The sequence below is a fragment of the Bacillus sp. D386 genome, from assembly GCF_006346415.1.
Genome location: NZ_VEMV01000002.1, coordinates 39,882 through 55,714 on the forward strand (window position 1 = coordinate 39,882; position 15,833 = coordinate 55,714).

The 15,833-nt window shown below is 36.6% G+C and carries 13 protein-coding genes, 15 tRNA genes and 1 pseudogene; 2 read left to right on the plus strand and 27 right to left on the minus strand.

Going from position 1 to position 15,833, the window contains the following annotated elements:
• Positions 1 to 2: 2 nt before the first annotated feature.
• The 5 genes from FHY45_RS05185 to FHY45_RS05205 all read right to left on the minus strand — a co-directional run bounded on the left by FHY45_RS05185 (position 3) and on the right by FHY45_RS05205 (position 4,935).
• On the minus strand, positions 3 to 1,010 hold the full coding sequence (locus FHY45_RS05185) for a hypothetical protein (RefSeq protein ID WP_139891605.1): 1,008 nt from the start codon (positions 1,008 to 1,010) through the stop codon (positions 3 to 5).
• A 200-nt stretch (positions 1,011 to 1,210) separates the two neighbouring features.
• Positions 1,211 to 1,414, minus strand: coding sequence for a hypothetical protein (locus FHY45_RS05190; protein ID WP_139891606.1), 204 nt, complete (start codon positions 1,412 to 1,414; stop codon positions 1,211 to 1,213).
• 882 nt (positions 1,415 to 2,296) lie between these two features.
• Complete coding sequence (locus FHY45_RS05195; RefSeq protein ID WP_139891607.1) at positions 2,297 to 3,019, minus strand: NADPH-dependent F420 reductase; 723 nt, start codon at positions 3,017 to 3,019, stop codon at positions 2,297 to 2,299.
• A gap of 280 nt (positions 3,020 to 3,299) precedes the next feature.
• On the minus strand, positions 3,300 to 4,070 hold the full coding sequence (locus tag FHY45_RS05200) for an SDR family NAD(P)-dependent oxidoreductase (RefSeq protein WP_139891608.1): 771 nt from the start codon (positions 4,068 to 4,070) through the stop codon (positions 3,300 to 3,302).
• Between the two features lie 106 nt (positions 4,071 to 4,176).
• Entirely contained in the window at positions 4,177 to 4,935 is a 759-nt protein-coding gene (locus FHY45_RS05205; protein ID WP_139891609.1) for an SDR family NAD(P)-dependent oxidoreductase, read from the minus strand.
• A 180-nt stretch (positions 4,936 to 5,115) separates the two neighbouring features.
• On the opposite strand from FHY45_RS05205, the gene FHY45_RS05210 reads away from it, so the two are divergent.
• Positions 5,116 to 5,730, plus strand: coding sequence for a TetR/AcrR family transcriptional regulator (locus FHY45_RS05210; RefSeq protein ID WP_139891610.1), 615 nt, complete (start codon positions 5,116 to 5,118; stop codon positions 5,728 to 5,730).
• Between the two features lie 304 nt (positions 5,731 to 6,034).
• On the opposite strand, the gene FHY45_RS05215 is transcribed toward FHY45_RS05210, so the two are convergent.
• The 17 genes from FHY45_RS05215 to FHY45_RS20825 form a co-directional block, all read right to left on the minus strand.
• Positions 6,035 to 6,106 (minus strand) — tRNA-Glu (locus FHY45_RS05215).
• A gap of 3 nt (positions 6,107 to 6,109) precedes the next feature.
• Positions 6,110 to 6,184 (minus strand) — tRNA-Asn (locus FHY45_RS05220).
• Between the two features lie 90 nt (positions 6,185 to 6,274).
• A tRNA-Gly gene (locus tag FHY45_RS05225) sits at positions 6,275 to 6,348 on the minus strand.
• 90 nt (positions 6,349 to 6,438) lie between these two features.
• Positions 6,439 to 6,512 (minus strand) — tRNA-Trp (locus FHY45_RS05230).
• Positions 6,513 to 6,520: 8 nt separating this feature from the next.
• A tRNA-Tyr gene (locus tag FHY45_RS05235) sits at positions 6,521 to 6,604 on the minus strand.
• A gap of 12 nt (positions 6,605 to 6,616) precedes the next feature.
• A tRNA-Thr gene (locus FHY45_RS05240) sits at positions 6,617 to 6,689 on the minus strand.
• 45 nt (positions 6,690 to 6,734) lie between these two features.
• A tRNA-Phe gene (locus tag FHY45_RS05245) sits at positions 6,735 to 6,810 on the minus strand.
• Between the two features lie 16 nt (positions 6,811 to 6,826).
• A tRNA-Asp gene (locus FHY45_RS05250) sits at positions 6,827 to 6,903 on the minus strand.
• Positions 6,904 to 7,011: 108 nt separating this feature from the next.
• A tRNA-Ser gene (locus tag FHY45_RS05260) sits at positions 7,012 to 7,104 on the minus strand.
• A 117-nt stretch (positions 7,105 to 7,221) separates the two neighbouring features.
• Positions 7,222 to 7,297, minus strand: a tRNA-Ala gene (locus FHY45_RS05265).
• 12 nt (positions 7,298 to 7,309) lie between these two features.
• Positions 7,310 to 7,386: transfer RNA gene (locus FHY45_RS05270), tRNA-Pro, on the minus strand.
• 8 nt (positions 7,387 to 7,394) lie between these two features.
• Positions 7,395 to 7,471 (minus strand) — tRNA-Arg (locus tag FHY45_RS05275).
• A gap of 18 nt (positions 7,472 to 7,489) precedes the next feature.
• Positions 7,490 to 7,575, minus strand: a tRNA-Leu gene (locus FHY45_RS05280).
• A 14-nt stretch (positions 7,576 to 7,589) separates the two neighbouring features.
• Positions 7,590 to 7,664, minus strand: a tRNA-Gly gene (locus tag FHY45_RS05285).
• A 7-nt stretch (positions 7,665 to 7,671) separates the two neighbouring features.
• Positions 7,672 to 7,753 (minus strand) — tRNA-Leu (locus tag FHY45_RS05290).
• 684 nt (positions 7,754 to 8,437) lie between these two features.
• Positions 8,438 to 8,563 (minus strand): hypothetical protein, encoded by a 126-nt coding sequence (locus tag FHY45_RS20820; RefSeq protein ID WP_257468923.1) that lies wholly within the window; start codon positions 8,561 to 8,563, stop codon positions 8,438 to 8,440.
• 84 nt (positions 8,564 to 8,647) lie between these two features.
• Positions 8,648 to 8,923 carry a hypothetical protein gene (locus FHY45_RS20825; RefSeq protein ID WP_257468924.1) on the minus strand — a complete coding sequence of 92 codons (276 nt, stop codon included), beginning with the start codon at positions 8,921 to 8,923 and terminating at the stop codon, positions 8,648 to 8,650.
• Positions 8,924 to 9,353: 430 nt separating this feature from the next.
• On the opposite strand from FHY45_RS20825, the gene FHY45_RS05300 reads away from it, so the two are divergent.
• Complete coding sequence (locus FHY45_RS05300) at positions 9,354 to 10,088, plus strand: alpha/beta fold hydrolase (protein WP_139891064.1); 735 nt, start codon at positions 9,354 to 9,356, stop codon at positions 10,086 to 10,088.
• Positions 10,089 to 10,432: 344 nt separating this feature from the next.
• Here the strand turns inward: FHY45_RS05300 and FHY45_RS05305 are convergent, their stop codons facing one another.
• The 5 genes and pseudogenes from FHY45_RS05305 to FHY45_RS05325 all read right to left on the minus strand — a co-directional run.
• A complete protein-coding gene (locus FHY45_RS05305; protein WP_139891065.1) occupies positions 10,433 to 12,436 on the minus strand; it encodes an ABC transporter permease in 2,004 nt (667 codons plus the stop codon).
• Complete coding sequence (locus FHY45_RS05310; RefSeq protein ID WP_139891066.1) at positions 12,426 to 13,193, minus strand: ABC transporter ATP-binding protein; 768 nt, start codon at positions 13,191 to 13,193, stop codon at positions 12,426 to 12,428. Before FHY45_RS05310 ends, FHY45_RS05305 begins: the two co-directional genes overlap by 11 nt.
• 297 nt (positions 13,194 to 13,490) lie before the next feature.
• On the minus strand, positions 13,491 to 14,507 hold the full coding sequence (locus FHY45_RS05315; protein ID WP_139891067.1) for a sensor histidine kinase: 1,017 nt from the start codon (positions 14,505 to 14,507) through the stop codon (positions 13,491 to 13,493).
• Positions 14,504 to 15,178 (minus strand): response regulator transcription factor, encoded by a 675-nt coding sequence (locus tag FHY45_RS05320; RefSeq protein ID WP_139891068.1) that lies wholly within the window; start codon positions 15,176 to 15,178, stop codon positions 14,504 to 14,506. The genes FHY45_RS05315 and FHY45_RS05320 overlap by 4 nt, the downstream gene beginning before the upstream one ends.
• Positions 15,179 to 15,406: 228 nt before the next feature.
• Positions 15,407 to 15,755, minus strand: a pseudogene (locus FHY45_RS05325) (GyrI-like domain-containing protein); the annotation flags it as partial.
• Between the last annotated feature and the right edge of the window lie 78 nt (positions 15,756 to 15,833).

Here is a 15,833-nt window from a genome sequence, read left to right on the forward strand (position 1 = left end):
AATTAATTACCCGCCGTGATCCCCCCCAACATAGCACCCTCAGACGTTAAAACCGCACTAACCTGCATATCCATGGCAGCAGGCGAATTCGTATAAAATGCATCAATAATAGCGATAAAGAATGATTCATCCTGTGTTATGGTATATCCTCTTTGTTCTAGTATATATAAGACGTTGGATACACCATGAAATTTTTGGTTATCCGTCAACTTAATCCATTCATTGCCGTTTATACTAGTCAAATCTATTTCCGTATCATCAGATGTTCCAGTTCCCTCGTATGAGTTATTTGAATGTGAATCCTCCGTTTCTGAATCGTCTTCCGAAACTGACCCACTAGTTGTAGCCGACCCACTTGATAAGGAACCATCAGAATCAAAGCCATTATAAACAAAACTTTCCGAATCAGCAACATCTCCTGCCAATTCTCCGTCCCTAGTTATCATACTGCCTTCAATAGTGGACTCTTTTCCGCTCTCCTCTTCTTCTTCAGTTAAACCTCCAATTTTACCTGACATAACCGTTTCTTTATCCAATTTATCAAGAGTATCTATAATGATGTCTTTAGGTTTTTCTCCGGATTTCCGCTCTACCCCGAGACTAATCGCCACCAAATATGAAACTTGATATTCAATACTGTAGGTAGGGTAAGATTTCCTGCTAAAATTCACTTGCATTTCATCAAGGTACCCACCCTCTAACGTAGTACCGAATTTATCATTATATTCCTCATAAAAATCAACCAAACTTAGATATTGTTCACTAATCGATTTATCTCCGAAATCATCTTTAACTGTGATAACTAAGCATTCTTCATTATCTGATTTATCTAATGTAAAGGATTTTATAAACAATCGTGAAGATACCCATTTTTCTCTTTCTTCAACGGATGGTTCTTTCTTCTCCTCATCTTTCTTATTTACTTTTTCAACACTTCCACTCTCACCGGATGAACAAGCTGCAATAAACAACAAAATACAGATAAATACTCCCACCACGCTTTTCTTCACTGTATCATCCCCTTGTTATTCTTCGTTTGATTTTACCATAAATAACCAATTAATAATACCTAAAATAACAACATTCCAACTTATGCTCACATTACTTATTGCTTATTTCATCTGTCCAAATAAAAAAAACATAGACAATTTGCCTATGTTTATATTTAATTACTGTTCCATATAATCAGCCAAAACCACAGGTTCCGGTTTCACTTCTTCCAAACTAATTTAAGAGCAGCATTATTGGTATCTATATCAACAACATTCAAGAAATTTTTCATCAAAAATTTGTGTCTTTCTCTACCATTAGAAGCTCTAAAAGCATGCTTATTTACAAGCTTGACCAGTGTCCAATCAATTTTTCTCTTACCTTTTGGTTTTGCACCCAACATCCTTAATTTCTGATAATCCATCTCTAAATCCATACCAGTTTAAGAGCTTCATTAAGTGTTTCTATATTAGTAACAGTTAAGTATTTATCCATAATGATTTACAGCCAGATAATTGTACCTGGCTGTTTTTATCATCATAGGTAATCTGACATGTTATTAACAAAATTGTTGCTGACTAAGAATAAACGGAGATAAATTTAGATTCTAGAGGCTTATCTTATGATCTATAACATCATTGTATGGAATATTTCCCTATCCTCCACCACCGGCTATTTGTTCTCCATATTCCATAATGCCTTCTGTATCATTGTATCTATCGTAAACAATTCCCCTCTGCTAATACTTCTTGTTCTGCTTCAACTGGAAAATCACCCTACCTCCACCTACTATATTCATTCATATACACACTGCACAAAAATTGCACAGAATTTCTAGAAACAATGGAATTAAGAGATTCAGCTTGTATAAACAATCACTTGCCCCCTGAATTAATGGACTGTTTGGATCCTATTTATGCATATACTGTGTATAAGATTCGGAATAGTACATTGACAGGGTGGGGGTCGCTGGTTCCAGTCGGGATTATACTCTTCAAGTAGGCTTAAACTCATTGTTTCAAGGGTTTGAGCCTTTTTTCTGTTTTTCTGTAAATGACCGATTTCCCCTGTATATTACAAAAATACGGAAGTGAACAGCAGATCTGTTTGGTGAACATTTTGGATTTAACGGGAAATATGGAGACAGCTGAACACCTCGGAAACACTGGGCTCGTGTAGCTTTAAAAGATTTAAAATATGAAAAAAGTGATCAAAATAACTTTGATCACTTTTTTAGTTCCCAACCTATTCCTCTATTCAATATAAAATCAAATACCATAGTATAATCGATAGGAAAATCCTAAAATCAGGAATTATATATTTCTCTGTTTAGATTCACAATATCTTTATGTGACAAGCCAGCTGAAAACTTGTCCATAACCTTGTCCCGTAGTAACGGTGCTTTTTCTTTATTGGCTTTTTTCAACGCTTGCAAGAGCTCATTTTTTGTTAGTTCTGTGCAGTAAGCAGGAGTTCCTGGTTGTTGTCTCCAAGAGTCACTTAAAGAACCACTATCTACCGCGTCGAAGCCTAGCTCGTTTACTACGTACATGACTACTTGTTTTCGTGATGGGTCATCACCAGCAATTGCCATTGCAATTCTACTGCTAGAACCCTCGGATTTTCCTCCATTTTCCAAAGTATAGGCTAATAAGTTATTGAATCCTTTAATGATAGGTCTGCCTAATTGATTCGAAACCCAAACACTTTCAACCATTCCATTTTTAATTTCTTCAATCTCACCGTCTCTATATGGATAATAATTTGAAGTATCTACAATGATTACTTCCTCACCGACTTGATCGATAATGTTCCGAATACTCGGCAGTACGTGTAAAGGGATGGATATTATAAGAACTTCTATATTTTTAATGACATCCTCTACAAGCACAGGTGTTCCAGCAAGCTCTTTTCCTTCTAAATGTTCAATTGCTCGTGCATCTGCAATTTTGACATCATGTCCATTTTCAACTAATTTTTTAGAAATAATTGTTCCTATTGGTCCTGCGCCTATAATTCCAAATTTCATTATTGTTCCTCCTAAATATAATACTGATAGTCTGTAAGATTGAGTAAATGCATAGAGATTTTACTTACATCAAACAGGGGCCTATTCGGAAGAATTATGCAATACATTATAATACCGGAAGGGCCGATTTAATAATGTCCTGTCTCAAAAAACCAAAATACATGCGGGAAAGAGAAAATTCTTCTACCTCATTCGCATGTATTTATTGGAATGTTTATCTTAAGTTAAAAGTAATCAAAAACAGCTTTAACAAATCAAATCATTATTACTTAGAAATTAATTACTTTGTTGTGGTGGCTCCTCCATCTACTACAAATTCACTACCTGTAGCGAACTTAGACTCATCAGATGCTAAAAACAACACCATATACGCAAGGTCTTTAGGATCACCTAGATGCGGTGGAAGCGGAAAATTGGTTTCTATTGTTTTTCTCAATTCAGGGTAGTCTTTCAACGAGCTTTCTACCATCGGGGTACTAATTACACCTGGATGTACAGAGTTCACACGAATATGATCTTTTGCTAGTACTTTTGCTGCATGCTTTGTCATCGACCGAACAGCACCTTTAGAAGCGCTATAGGCTACATCATACCCATCAGGAGCTCCACCAACAATGGCACCGATTGAAGACATGTTAATGATTGACCCATGACCGTTTTCCTGCATTTTAGGAATAACCGTTTGCATTCCTAAAAATACACTAGTTGCGTTTATTGCCAGAACTTTATTCCATTCTTCTAGTGTTGCTTCCTTTACACTTTTTCCTATCTGAATAGCAGCGTTATTTACTAACACATCGATCTTACCATATTTTCTAACAGTCTCATCAATAGCACTTTTCCATTCATCAGGAGAGGATACATCTAGTTTTAAAGCAAGGGCATCTCCGCCTTTTGCATTAATTTCATTTACTCCTTCTTGTAGAAGTTCAAATTGTATATCTGCCGCTACTACCTTTGCTCCTTCTTCAGCAAACGTTTGAGCCATTGTTAACCCCATTCCACCTGCTGCACCTGTAATGATTGCAACTTTACCATCTAATCTAGCCATTGTAATTCCTCCTATAAAGTAACTCTAATTCCTTTAAAGATATACTCTCTCTTTTATGAAATTTTGAAAGTAAACCATATCTGCATTTGTTAATTTATACGGCAGATTATTTATTTATAGTTGCTCTTGCTCCGTCTACTACATAGTCTGCTCCACTTATATAACTAGCTTTATCCGATGCTAAAAATGCAACTACTTCAGAAACTTCTTCTGGATTTGCAAAACGTTTCATTGGAAGCAGATTTTGAGACACGTCATCAATCTGTTCTTTAGTTAGTGTAGCTTCAGCCATTGGAGTGAGTATTGCACCGGGAAGAATAGCATTGATTCTAATATTTTTATCAGCAAATTCATATGCTGCTTGTTTTGTAAGTCCTCTGATAGCAAATTTTGAAGCAGTATAAGCTGGATTAACTGTAATATCATGTCTCAATCCGGCAAGTGAAGAAATATTTATAATAGACCCATTATTATTTTCAACCATTGTAGGTAAGACTGCTCTCATACCGTAAAATATTCCGTTTTGGTTAATATCAATTATTTTTTTATACAAACTTTCTTCTATATCTAAAAGTCCAGTTATTGCCCCTGCTAGACCTGCATTATTCACTAAAATATCAATAGTGCCAAATGTATCTTTAGTTTTTTGTACTACATTGTCCCAACTCTTGGGATTTGTAACATCTAATTCTACAAAAATAGCCTTATCTTCACCTATGTCTCTTGCTATTTTTTCTCCGTTTTCTATATCAAGATCTCCTATTACAACTCTAGCACCTTCTTCAGAAAGCTTTCTTGAATGAAATTCCCCCATACCTTTGGCTCCGCCAGTAATAATCGCTACTTTCCCATCTAAAAGACCCATTATTATTCCCCCTAAATGTCATTCCGCATTTTAAAAGAGTTAAATTCTTAGAGAATGCTGTCATTTATATGTTAGAGTCAATCGACTTAACACTCAATAAGTAGGTATAATGAATTTGTTGAATAATCAACAAATTCATTATGTTTGTTTATCTCTAAATGAATAAAAGGGTGATTTATATTGAATAATCCAAATCGACAAATACGAAAGAAGCAATTAACTAAGAAGTTACTAAAAAATGCTTTTATAGATTTGATATTAGAAAATAATGATGTGCATGCTATCACAATTAGTGAAATTACTGATCGAGCTGATTTTAATAGAGGTACTTTCTATATCCATTACCAAGATAAAATCAATCTCCTAGAAGAGTTATACCAAGATGCTATTGAAGGCATAGATCAGGCTATTAAAAAACCATATAGAAATAAGAGTAAAGTGTTTTTAAATGAGGTTATTCCTTCTAATAAGCTCATATTTGAGTATATCGAAAAGCATAAAATGTTGTTTAAAGCTCTAGATCTTATAGAGGACAATCCAGATATATATAAGCGACTTGAACTATTTTTATGGAATTTATTTACTAAAGAAATATATATTGAAAGAGAAACTGACATACAGGAAACAATGTATGATATCTTTCTAAGTTTTCAAGTCTCCGCTACAGTTGGTGTCATAAAGTATTGGATTAAAAATGATTTTATTTTCTCTACAAATATTATGAGCGAACAATTAACATCTTTTTATTCGGATAAAGTAATTGCGATGAATTTCAGGAATAGGAACCTTGATTGAGAGAAGTTTTTTCCTAATACTTGGATGTAAAAATTCTAATCCCTTCGTTCATTCATACACACTGCACAAAAATTGCCCAAGATTTCTAGAAATAATGGAATTAAGAGATTCAGCTTGTATAAATATAATAATCATTGGCACCCTGAATTAATGGATTGTTTGGACTTTATTTATGCAAATATTGTGTATAGCGTTTTACTCAATCATCCGTAGGTCCCACTAAAGATAAAAGGTTGTAGGTTAATAGATATGGAAAGATTGTGGCAAATAGAAAAAAACCATGTACATCTTGTACATGGTTTTATGACCCCTACGGGATTCGAACCCGTGTTACCGCCGTGAAAGGGCGGTGTCTTAACCGCTTGACCAAGGGGCCAAATGGCTCCGCAGGTAGGATTCGAACCTACGACCGCTCGGTTAACAGCCGAGTGCTCTACCACTGAGCTACTGCGGAATAATAATATGGGCGACTCAAACTATCGACTTGACACTTATCAGGCGTGTACTCTAACCAGCTGAGCTATAGGCCCTTTATGATATTTTTTGGAGCGGGTGAAGGGAATCGAACCCTCATCATCAGCTTGGAAGGCTGAGGTTTTACCACTAAACTACACCCGCATCTATGGGACAGCTGATGAAAATCGAACCCACGAATGTCGGAACCACAATCCAATGCGTTAACCACTCCGTCACAATCGCCATATTTATTGGCAGGGGCAGTAGGAATTGAACCCACACTGGAGGTTTTGGAGACCTCTGTTCTACCTTTAAACTATGCCCCTATAATGAATGGTGGAGGGGGGCAGATTCGAACTGCCGAACCCGAAGGAGCGGATTTACAGTCCGCCGCGTTTAGCCACTTCGCTACCCCTCCGATTATTTTGAGTGCCGGCAAGAGGACTTGAACCCCCAACCTACTGATTACAAGTCAGTTGCTCTACCAATTGAGCTACACCGGCATAATATTTAGGAAAAATCATTATTTGTCATATTTTAATTAATAATGGTGGCTCAGGACGGAATCGAACCGCCGACACAAGGATTTTCAGTCCTTTGCTCTACCGACTGAGCTACTGAGCCAACTTCATTATGTAAATGGCGGTCCGGACGGGACTCGAACCCGCGACCTCCTGCGTGACAGGCAGGCATTCTAACCAACTGAACTACCGGACCATTTATTGTGGGAATAGTATTTGAAGCTGCGACCTTCGGGTTATGAACCTTACAAGTTACCAGACTGCTCCATCCCGCAACGCTATAACTATTGCTTTAGATAATATATGGCGGAGGAAGAGGGATTCGAACCCCCGCGCGGTTTAACCCGCCTCCCGGTTTTCAAGACCGGTCCCTTCAGCCAGACTTGGGTATTCCTCCATATATATAATAAACCTTGTAGGACTCGAATCTATGACAGAACGATTATAATCCGTATGCTCTAAACAACTGAGATACACCGCCAAAACCAAAATCCTATTGGGTTTAAATTAGTCATGGTGGAGCCTAGCGGGATCGAACCGCTGACCTCCTGCGTGCAAAGCAGGCGCTCTCCCAGCTGAGCTAAGGCCCCATATTTTTAGAATGGTCGGGAAGACAGGATTCGAACCTGCGACCCCTTGGTCCCAAACCAAGTGCTCTACCAAGCTGAGCTACTTCCCGCAAGGAATTGGCGCGCCCGAGAGGAGTCGAACCCCTAACCTTTTGATCCGTAGTCAAACGCTCTATCCAATTGAGCTACGGGCGCATTCTTGCAAACAACTAGTGCCGAGGGCCGGTCTCGAACCGGCACGGTAGTCACCTACCGCAGGATTTTAAGTCCTGTGCGTCTGCCAATTCCGCCACCCCGGCATATAACTTGGCATTGGAGCGGAAGACGGGATTCGAACCCGCGACCCCCACCTTGGCAAGGTGGTGTTCTACCACTGAACTACTTCCGCATATAAGTGCGGGTGAAGGGAGTCGAACCCCCACGCCATAAGGCGCCAGATCCTAAGTCTGGTGCGTCTGCCAATTCCGCCACACCCGCATGTTTAAAGATGGTGAACCATTAAGGACTCGAACCTGCGATCCTCGAGGTTCTAATTGATTAATTTCAAACTCTCTCGTTGACTGCTTTATTATTTTAATCTGTATTTATCTATATTTCAATAAGAAATATATGGAAATATTAATTTATTTTTCTTCCCTCTATCAAAAAGATTAAACTTCTATGAATGCATTTATCCTACACAGGAATACATGTTCTTTTATACGGTGTTAGAACCCTTGCTTATAGCTATATAAACAACTCAAGATCCTTAATATCCCTTTTATTTTCAAATTATCTTAGAAAACATAACTATCATTTTACTGTTTGAAACGGAAAGAGTGATATTCCTAGCACCATTAGAAATATAGATACCAATTCTAGTATAAAAAATCTCCTATCTTCTCCATTTAACTTTTGAAGATCTCATAAATTGAATTTTAGCTTTTAGAGATTTTTACTCGCTTTTCCAATTAACTTTTACCTACTTAACAATACCTTTAATGATTCTGATATCAAAAACCAAAAAGTTGCCGTGTAATTACTATTAATACAGTTTTCAGGCCGCCGGCCCGTTTCTTCAATAATTCTAACTCTTCGATTTGTCTGCACCAGTCAAGCCATTTGCCTTATATATAAACAGCTCTATCATCCGTCTCCCTCTATTAAAAATATGTCGGTATATTAATTCATTTGGTCATAGATAATTGCTTTGAATATCTGTTTGAGTTCTTTTAATTTTTTTCCGCGAAGCCATTCGACCTGGTCAATTGGCAGCGTGAGCTTAAGGGTGATCTTTTCATCAGGCATCTCAACTTTCCTGATGTCGGCAAGGGAAATTCCCTTCTCAATATCAGGAAAATTGGTCTCGTTCTCATTGATATGGTCAAGGCCCTACTCATAGGGACCATCAATCACGCAATTCAAGTTCAACTGCGGTAGACGGCCAGGAATTGATTTTATGTACATAAATGAGCTGATTACTCGGTTATCGGTCAGTTCAATTTCAGCAATGATGCTCTCACGGTTGCTATATTTCTTTAGGGCTACCTCGCTCACGATGATGTCGAGCTCCAACGAAAAACCGGATGAAGTTTCCAATATATATATCGCACTATTAAAAATATGGATTTCTTCGCCGTCAAGATTCACCGTTTTTACGCCAACCATGTCATTCCCCTCCAAAAGAGACCTTCGGGAATATTCCCCCACCCGGCTTATTTTCTTTTATTCTACTAAATCATGGTAGTTCCTCCAAGCGTAGCTTCTCGGGGAAGGCCTCAGATATTTTGCCTTCAAATAGCTGTTTTACTGTGGTAGCCTTCTTTTGTACAAAAACAAGCAGATGCATCACCCTGCTTTCCATGATGGTGTTGAACACCTTAGTGATTGCTTGCTCCGGCACATCTTCAAAATTGGTGAAAAAACTGGTGTTTGCCTTGCGCTTCGATTCAGCGAACGATGTAGACTTACAATTCTTACTTGATTAAGAAACCGAATTACCTGCTTTATGCTTTAGAAAGAATTTATACATAGCACGGAAGCTCTTTATGCTAAAATTGAAATTGTAAATCATTTATGAAAGAGAAGAAGGCATTTTATGAAGAAGATTATTACTATTAGCTTAGGTATACTATTGATTATTTTTGTGTTGGGTCTTACCGGCTTCTATTTTTGGTCCCAACAAACGTACAAAGCATCAGAAGAAGTTACGTCTTACGTAGATCTGGATGACATTCAGACGGAAGAAAACTGGCTTGTGTTCGAACCTATAGAAAAACCAAAAAGCGGGATTATTCTTTATCCTGGAGCAAAAGTAGAGCCTGAAGCATACAGCTACTATGCCCAAGGCTTAGCGGATAAAGGTTATTTGGTGATTGTCCCGAAAGTCAACTTGAACTTTGCCTTACTCGATATTAATCAGGCGGATATAATTATAGATGAGTTCAACGATATAACGAATTGGTATATAGGCGGGCATTCACTTGGCGGCGTAGCCGCAGCATCATATGCATACGATCATCTCGAAGATGTAAAGGGTTTAATCTTATTGGGTTCCTATCCAAGTGATTCCAGTAATTTTTCAGAAACTGACCTCCCCATTCTCTCCCTGTATGCCGAGTTTGATGGGTTAACGACAACTGATAAAATAGCTGATACAAAACATTTGCTTTCGTCTGAAGTAACTTTATATGAGGTTAAAGGCGGAAACCATGCCCAATTTGGAATGTATGGAACGCAAGATGGAGACGGAAAATCCACGATTTCGGCAAAAGAACAGCAGGATAAAATAATAGAAGAAACGTTAAAATGGCTGACTCAATATCAAAGATAATGCCGAGGTTTCTTTCAACATATCGGATACTGTAATAGCCCACCCGTTATACGGGCGGGCTATTTTAAACTTTTATCTTTCATTTGAGGTAACCGCGCCTCACAAGCGCTATTATTTCTGACTATTTTAAATAAAACCCATAGTCTCTTCACAGATGTTTTTCAATTATTCAATTACACTACTAATAATCTCGAACCATTATTCCTTTTACTAGTATGATTCCCCATAGATTCAGATATTCGTTCTGAAACAGTAAATTTTGCAATTTAAAATCACCTACAAGCTCTAATTTAAACAGTAAAAAAGCTGTGCCAAAACAACTCATTTTTGACACAGCTTCTCTTTTAATTTTTCACAATGCGCTTGTACCCTGAATATGTTGCTATGAAATAACCGCCATATACAATAATCATAATTAACGCCGTAAACAAAGCCGGTATGAAAACGGAAGGTTGACCCATCATCAGAAGTTCCTGATTGACCACTTTAATTCCAAAAATCGAATGGATGATTGCTAAAGACAATGGCATCATGAAGTAAATAAATACCTGACCGAATATCGCCTTGTTAATTTCCTTACTTGTTACACCTATTTTTCTTAGCATGCTATAGCGCTCCATATTATCACTCGCTTCAGATAACTGCTGAAGCGCCAGTACAGCTGCACTTGAAATGAGGAACACAATCCCAAGATAAATACCAATAAAGACAATCATTGTAGACGATCCAATACTTTGGTCATACAACATTTGCTTAGTCATTACGTTGACATAAAAACCATATTTAGAATAAACTTCTTCATTTTGAGTTAAATGATAAAGCTCGTCTTCATTTACTTGACTATTACTACTGTAATTAACATTAGACAGTGACATATTAGGTGTCATACCTTCAATAGCTTGATCTGGAACAATCACGGTAAATGCAACTCTTCCTGGATAATCATTTATATATTGTACGTACTCTACTTGACGATTAACAATCGTATAATCCATAGCGTTCAATTGAATGGACTGATTTTCTTTAATATAGGCATTCACTGCATCAAAATAAGTCTCATCATCTGATATGAGGAGTACTTCTCCTTTATTAAACTTTTTCGGTTCAATGTCTTGCATTTGCAAAAGCTTTACATAATCAGATTCTTTCATCAATAAGATTTTTTTACGAGAGATTGCCATATCAAAGTATTGTTCTAACTCTGCATTTGCAAAAGGACGCAATAATTCGTTATACGTAGAATCCGCTTCATATAATTCAAAGGAACTATTTTCACCCATCTCATCCAAGTCCATACCCAATATTTCAATCGCTTGATCTATATTCTTTATTTGCGTATCTTCTTTTCCATACAGGTAGAATGTTGCATCATACGGCACTTGATTTACAAGCTGTTTTTCTCCCGCCGTCTTTATGCTAAATCCTGTTGATAAAACACCAATTGTGAAAAAGAGCATTAAGCAAATGATAGTCATGGATACAAAGGTTGTATTCACCTTGCTGCTTATTTGGCGTAGAACAAACATATTTAAGCCTTTAAAATATATAGTATTATTTCTTTGCAGCATATTAAGAGCAAATCCAGAAAGAGACATAAAAAACAAAAACGTTCCAAGTGACCCCAGTCCAACGCAGGTCCACGTGACAGTCAAACTTTCTGTTAAACCATACTTTAAAATAACAGTATAAGCGATCCCAAGAGTAATGAAGGATAAAACAAAGAACGCGATTGATGTTGATATTTTTCGGATCTTCAGGCTTTCATTTTTTCTAGCGGCTGTTAGCAAGTCGATGAGCTTATACTTCGAAATCACTAAACTATTAAAGATCATAACGAACAGAAAGATAATCCCAAAATAGCTCATTGTTTTGAACATCGCTTCACTGGAAAAGACGACTTCGAACTTAGTCATATCTGCCTTAAATAACGAAACCACTAGAACGGACAATCCTTGAGATATAAATATTCCCAGTAATAATCCGGCCATTAACGATAAAACACCTATAAAAAGTGTTTCCATTACAACTATTAACGATATACTATATTTACTCATACCTAGCGTCATATAAATTCCGAGCTCTTTTTTTCGTCGTCTGATTAAGAAATTGTTTGCGAATAAAATCAGAAACCCTAACACAATCGAAACAAAAACAGATACTATTGAAATTAATTGTGTTATCGATTGAATCATTTCCGACTGACTGGCACTTAAACTAGACATAGCTGCCGAAGCTGAAATCGAATTAAAGCTATAAAATATACAGACTGCAAATGTTAATGTTAAGAAATAAATTGCATAATCCTTGAAGCTTCTCTTCACATTGCGAGCAGATAATTTAAATAACATTATTCGTGTCACCTCCGAGAAGTGTTACCACCTCAATGATACGGCCGAAAAATTCTTTTCTCGTATCATCACCTCTCACCAGTTCATTAAAAATTTCCCCATCTTTAATAAACAAGATCCGATGTGCATAGCTTGCTGTAAACGCATCATGTGTGACCATTAAAATTGTAGCCTGCAACTCCTTATTTAATTTCTCAAATAAATCTAGCAGTAATCGGGCAGATTTTGAGTCAAGTGCTCCTGTCGGCTCATCAGCCAGAATTAATGACGGGTTCGTTACAATTGCTCGGGCTGAAGCAACACGTTGTTTTTGTCCACCCGACAGTTGATATGGGAACTTTTTTAATACCGCCGTAATCTCTAATTTATCGGCAACTTCATTTACTAGCTTTGTAATATCAGCCGGCTTACGACCTTGTATGGTTAAAGCGATCGCGATATTTTCAAACGCTGTTAATGTATCGAGCAAATTAAAATCCTGAAAGATAAATCCTAGCTCATCCCGGCGGAACTTCTCAAGCTTTCCAGCCTTTAATGTCGTAATATCCTGACCATTTATATGAATATGACCCGTTGTTACATGATCAATTGTAGAAATGCAATTCAACAGTGTCGTTTTCCCGCTGCCTGAAGGACCCATAATACCAACAAATTCCCCTTTTTTTACATCAAAACTTATATGATTAATGGCTTTTGACACATTTCCTTTATTACCATAGTATTTTTCTATATCTTTTACTTCCAGAACTGTATTCATAACAACCTTCTCCTCTCTTTTATGCTTTTAGTATATCCCCCCTACAGCAATACAAATATTGAAGTTGATTGCATAAACCTTACATTTTTGAAAGCTTCCAGTTTAGTACCGTGTAGATTTGAATCCTTCGTCTATGGAAAGGAAAACGACTGATGGAGATAATTGATCTTAACTTTCCGGTGAGAGTGGCGAATTACATGTCAACTTGCACTGGAGATTAATGGCTAAAACCACCATACAAATTCATACCACAAATCAGTAATAATCTTATTTTCGTAATAAAAAAGAGCCTTTCTCTCAAGACTCTAATAAAACCAATTTACTTTTCGGGAAAATGATATTTACCTCGGTTCCTACATCCTTCTGTGATTTGATCGTAATCCCTAAATGCAGCTTATCTACCAACATTTTACAAAGATATAGACCGATGCCTGTTGACTTTCTGTATATGCGTCCATTTTCTCCTGTAAATCCTTTTTCAAATACTTTTCCGACATCCTTTTCATCAATACCAATGCCATTATCAACAATATGAAGTATAAGATTATGCTCATGATTAGTCGTATAAATAGAGATGAAACTATTTTCTTTATAGCAATAATTAATACTGTTAATGATTACTTGATTCACTATGAACTCAACCCACTTTTCGTCACTATAGACGACATCATCTATTTCTGATAACTTAAGCTGAATCTTTTTATGAATAAACGCTTTTGCATTTCGCTTAATTACTTTGGAAACACATTCTTTTAAACGAAATTCTTTCACAATATAATCCTTGCTGGCACTGCTGCTTCTCGCATAATACAAGGCCTGTTCAATATAATCCTCAATCTTCGTTAATTCCTCAGTTAAGCCAACAATCGGACCACCTTGATAATTCTCAATTATTAGCTTACTAGATGCAATCGGTGTCTTAATTTCATGGACCCACGCTTCAACATACTCTTGGTATTCCGATTGCATAGTCTTGTAGTGGTTGACATACTCATGCACCTGCTTGTCACTCGTCCGTAAAATGTCATATAAAATCTTTCCTTCTAAAAATTCAGGCTCATCCATAATTTCAGATAGCAAATATTTTTGATCAAGATTTTCAACATTTTCTATTACCCCATCATAAAAAGGTTTTTTCTTCATAAATTCAAGAAAATAAGAAGTAAGCAGCGGACCAAACCAGCATAACCCGACTATAACAATAACACCCTTTTGTATAGAAATAAAAGCTAAAAATAATGCTACCGTCATAAAAAGAAAAACATTAACCGTAATAAAAACGACTATTTCCTTTAAAAATGCCCACAATGTCATGACATGATATACCCCAATCCTCGTCTCGTTTCAATCGGGTTTTCCATACCGATTGCCTCTATCTTTTTACGAAGTCGAGTAATGTTAACAGATAGCGTATTGTCATCCACAAATAAATCAGATGACCATAGATCCTCCATCAGCTGTTCTCTAGAAACAATAATTCCATTATTTTTCATTAAACAATGTAAGATTTTTATTTCATTTTTTGTTAGTTCCTCTTTCTTGCCTTGATAGGAAATTGTCCCATTAGCCAAATGCAGCTTCAAATCCTTGTAAGTCATTACAGCACTTTCTTGTTTTGCATATGTCCTTCTTAAAATATTTTCAATGCGTGCCAACAAAATTTGCGTGTTATATGGCTTCGTAATGAAATCATCTGCGCCTATATTCATGCTCATCAATTCGTCCACTTCCGTGTCTCTGCTTGTCACAATAATAATGGGTACCTGAGAGTATTTGCGGATTTCGCGACAAATATAATAACCGTCGTACACAGGCAAATTAATATCCAATAAAATCAAATGAACATCATCCTGACTTGCATAGTTCATGACATTTTGAAAATCATCCGGTGCTTCCACTTCATAACCATAATTTTTTAAAAATGCGGTTAATTCTCTACGAAGCGTCTCTGCATCCTCAATGATTAATATTTTTGCGTTTTGCATAGTGATCACCCCTTAACGAGCTTTTCAATTGTTCATTCTTGAGCAACAAAAATCCTGCACCCTACAATGAAGCTAGGCTGTATTTTATATTTAGTCAATAGCTCATTTTTCATTATATTACTTTGAATATTGGATTATCGTGTAGAAAAACCCAAATAAATGATGTTTATCTTATCACAAATCAGATAAGGTTTGGAATTCTGCAATTCAGGAAATGTCCCTGCTCCGTTACTGTAAAGTAACTAATATTTCACACAAATGATTATCAATCATTTGTGAAGTATATCTTTCTATAATTGGTTGTTCTCTAATGGATAGATTATTTCTTTCTATCTCCGAAAAAATATTGCCCCAAAAATTAACTGACTGCCTCTTTTGTATGATCAAGCAAGAAAACAGCATATTTCCCACCAGGAAATTTACCAACATGAGCTGGTTTTACCACATTAAAATCTTTATTTTTAACAACGCAAACTTCATAACAATATTCCTCTTTAGGAGTAATCTCTGGGTTATCTTACGGTATACCTAAAATTGTAGAATTATCAAATACTCCATTCAATTTTGCCGACTTTTTAATAATTAGAGTATGCTTTAATTAATCAGTTTCTTTGTCAACTGCCCGTTGATAAGCCTTTTTAATTCTGCTACATTT

Coding starts and splice junctions, on each gene's coding strand:
- FHY45_RS05190 (WP_139891606.1), bottom strand. CDS start 1,414: ATGGATTATCAGAAATTAAGGATGTTGGGTGCAAAACCAAAAGGTAAG.
- FHY45_RS05195 (WP_139891607.1), bottom strand. CDS start 3,019: ATGAAATTTGGAATTATAGGCGCAGGACCAATAGGAACAATTATTTCT.
- FHY45_RS05200 (WP_139891608.1), bottom strand. CDS start 4,070: ATGGCTAGATTAGATGGTAAAGTTGCAATCATTACAGGTGCAGCAGGT.
- FHY45_RS05205 (WP_139891609.1), bottom strand. CDS start 4,935: ATGGGTCTTTTAGATGGGAAAGTAGCGATTATTACTGGCGGAGCCAAA.
- FHY45_RS20820 (WP_257468923.1), bottom strand. CDS start 8,563: ATGCCTGATGAAAAGATCACCCTTAAGCTCACGCTGCCAATTGACCAG.
- FHY45_RS20825 (WP_257468924.1), bottom strand. CDS start 8,923: ATGGTTGGCGTAAAAACGGTGAATCTTGACGGCGAAGAAATCCATATT.
- FHY45_RS05300 (WP_139891064.1), top strand. CDS start 9,354: ATGAAGAAGATTATTACTATTAGCTTAGGTATACTATTGATTATTTTT.
- FHY45_RS05305 (WP_139891065.1), bottom strand. CDS start 12,436: ATGTTATTTAAATTATCTGCTCGCAATGTGAAGAGAAGCTTCAAGGAT.
- FHY45_RS05310 (WP_139891066.1), bottom strand. CDS start 13,193: ATGAATACAGTTCTGGAAGTAAAAGATATAGAAAAATACTATGGTAAT.
- FHY45_RS05315 (WP_139891067.1), bottom strand. CDS start 14,507: ATGACATTGTGGGCATTTTTAAAGGAAATAGTCGTTTTTATTACGGTT.
- FHY45_RS05320 (WP_139891068.1), bottom strand. CDS start 15,178: ATGCAAAACGCAAAAATATTAATCATTGAGGATGCAGAGACGCTTCGT.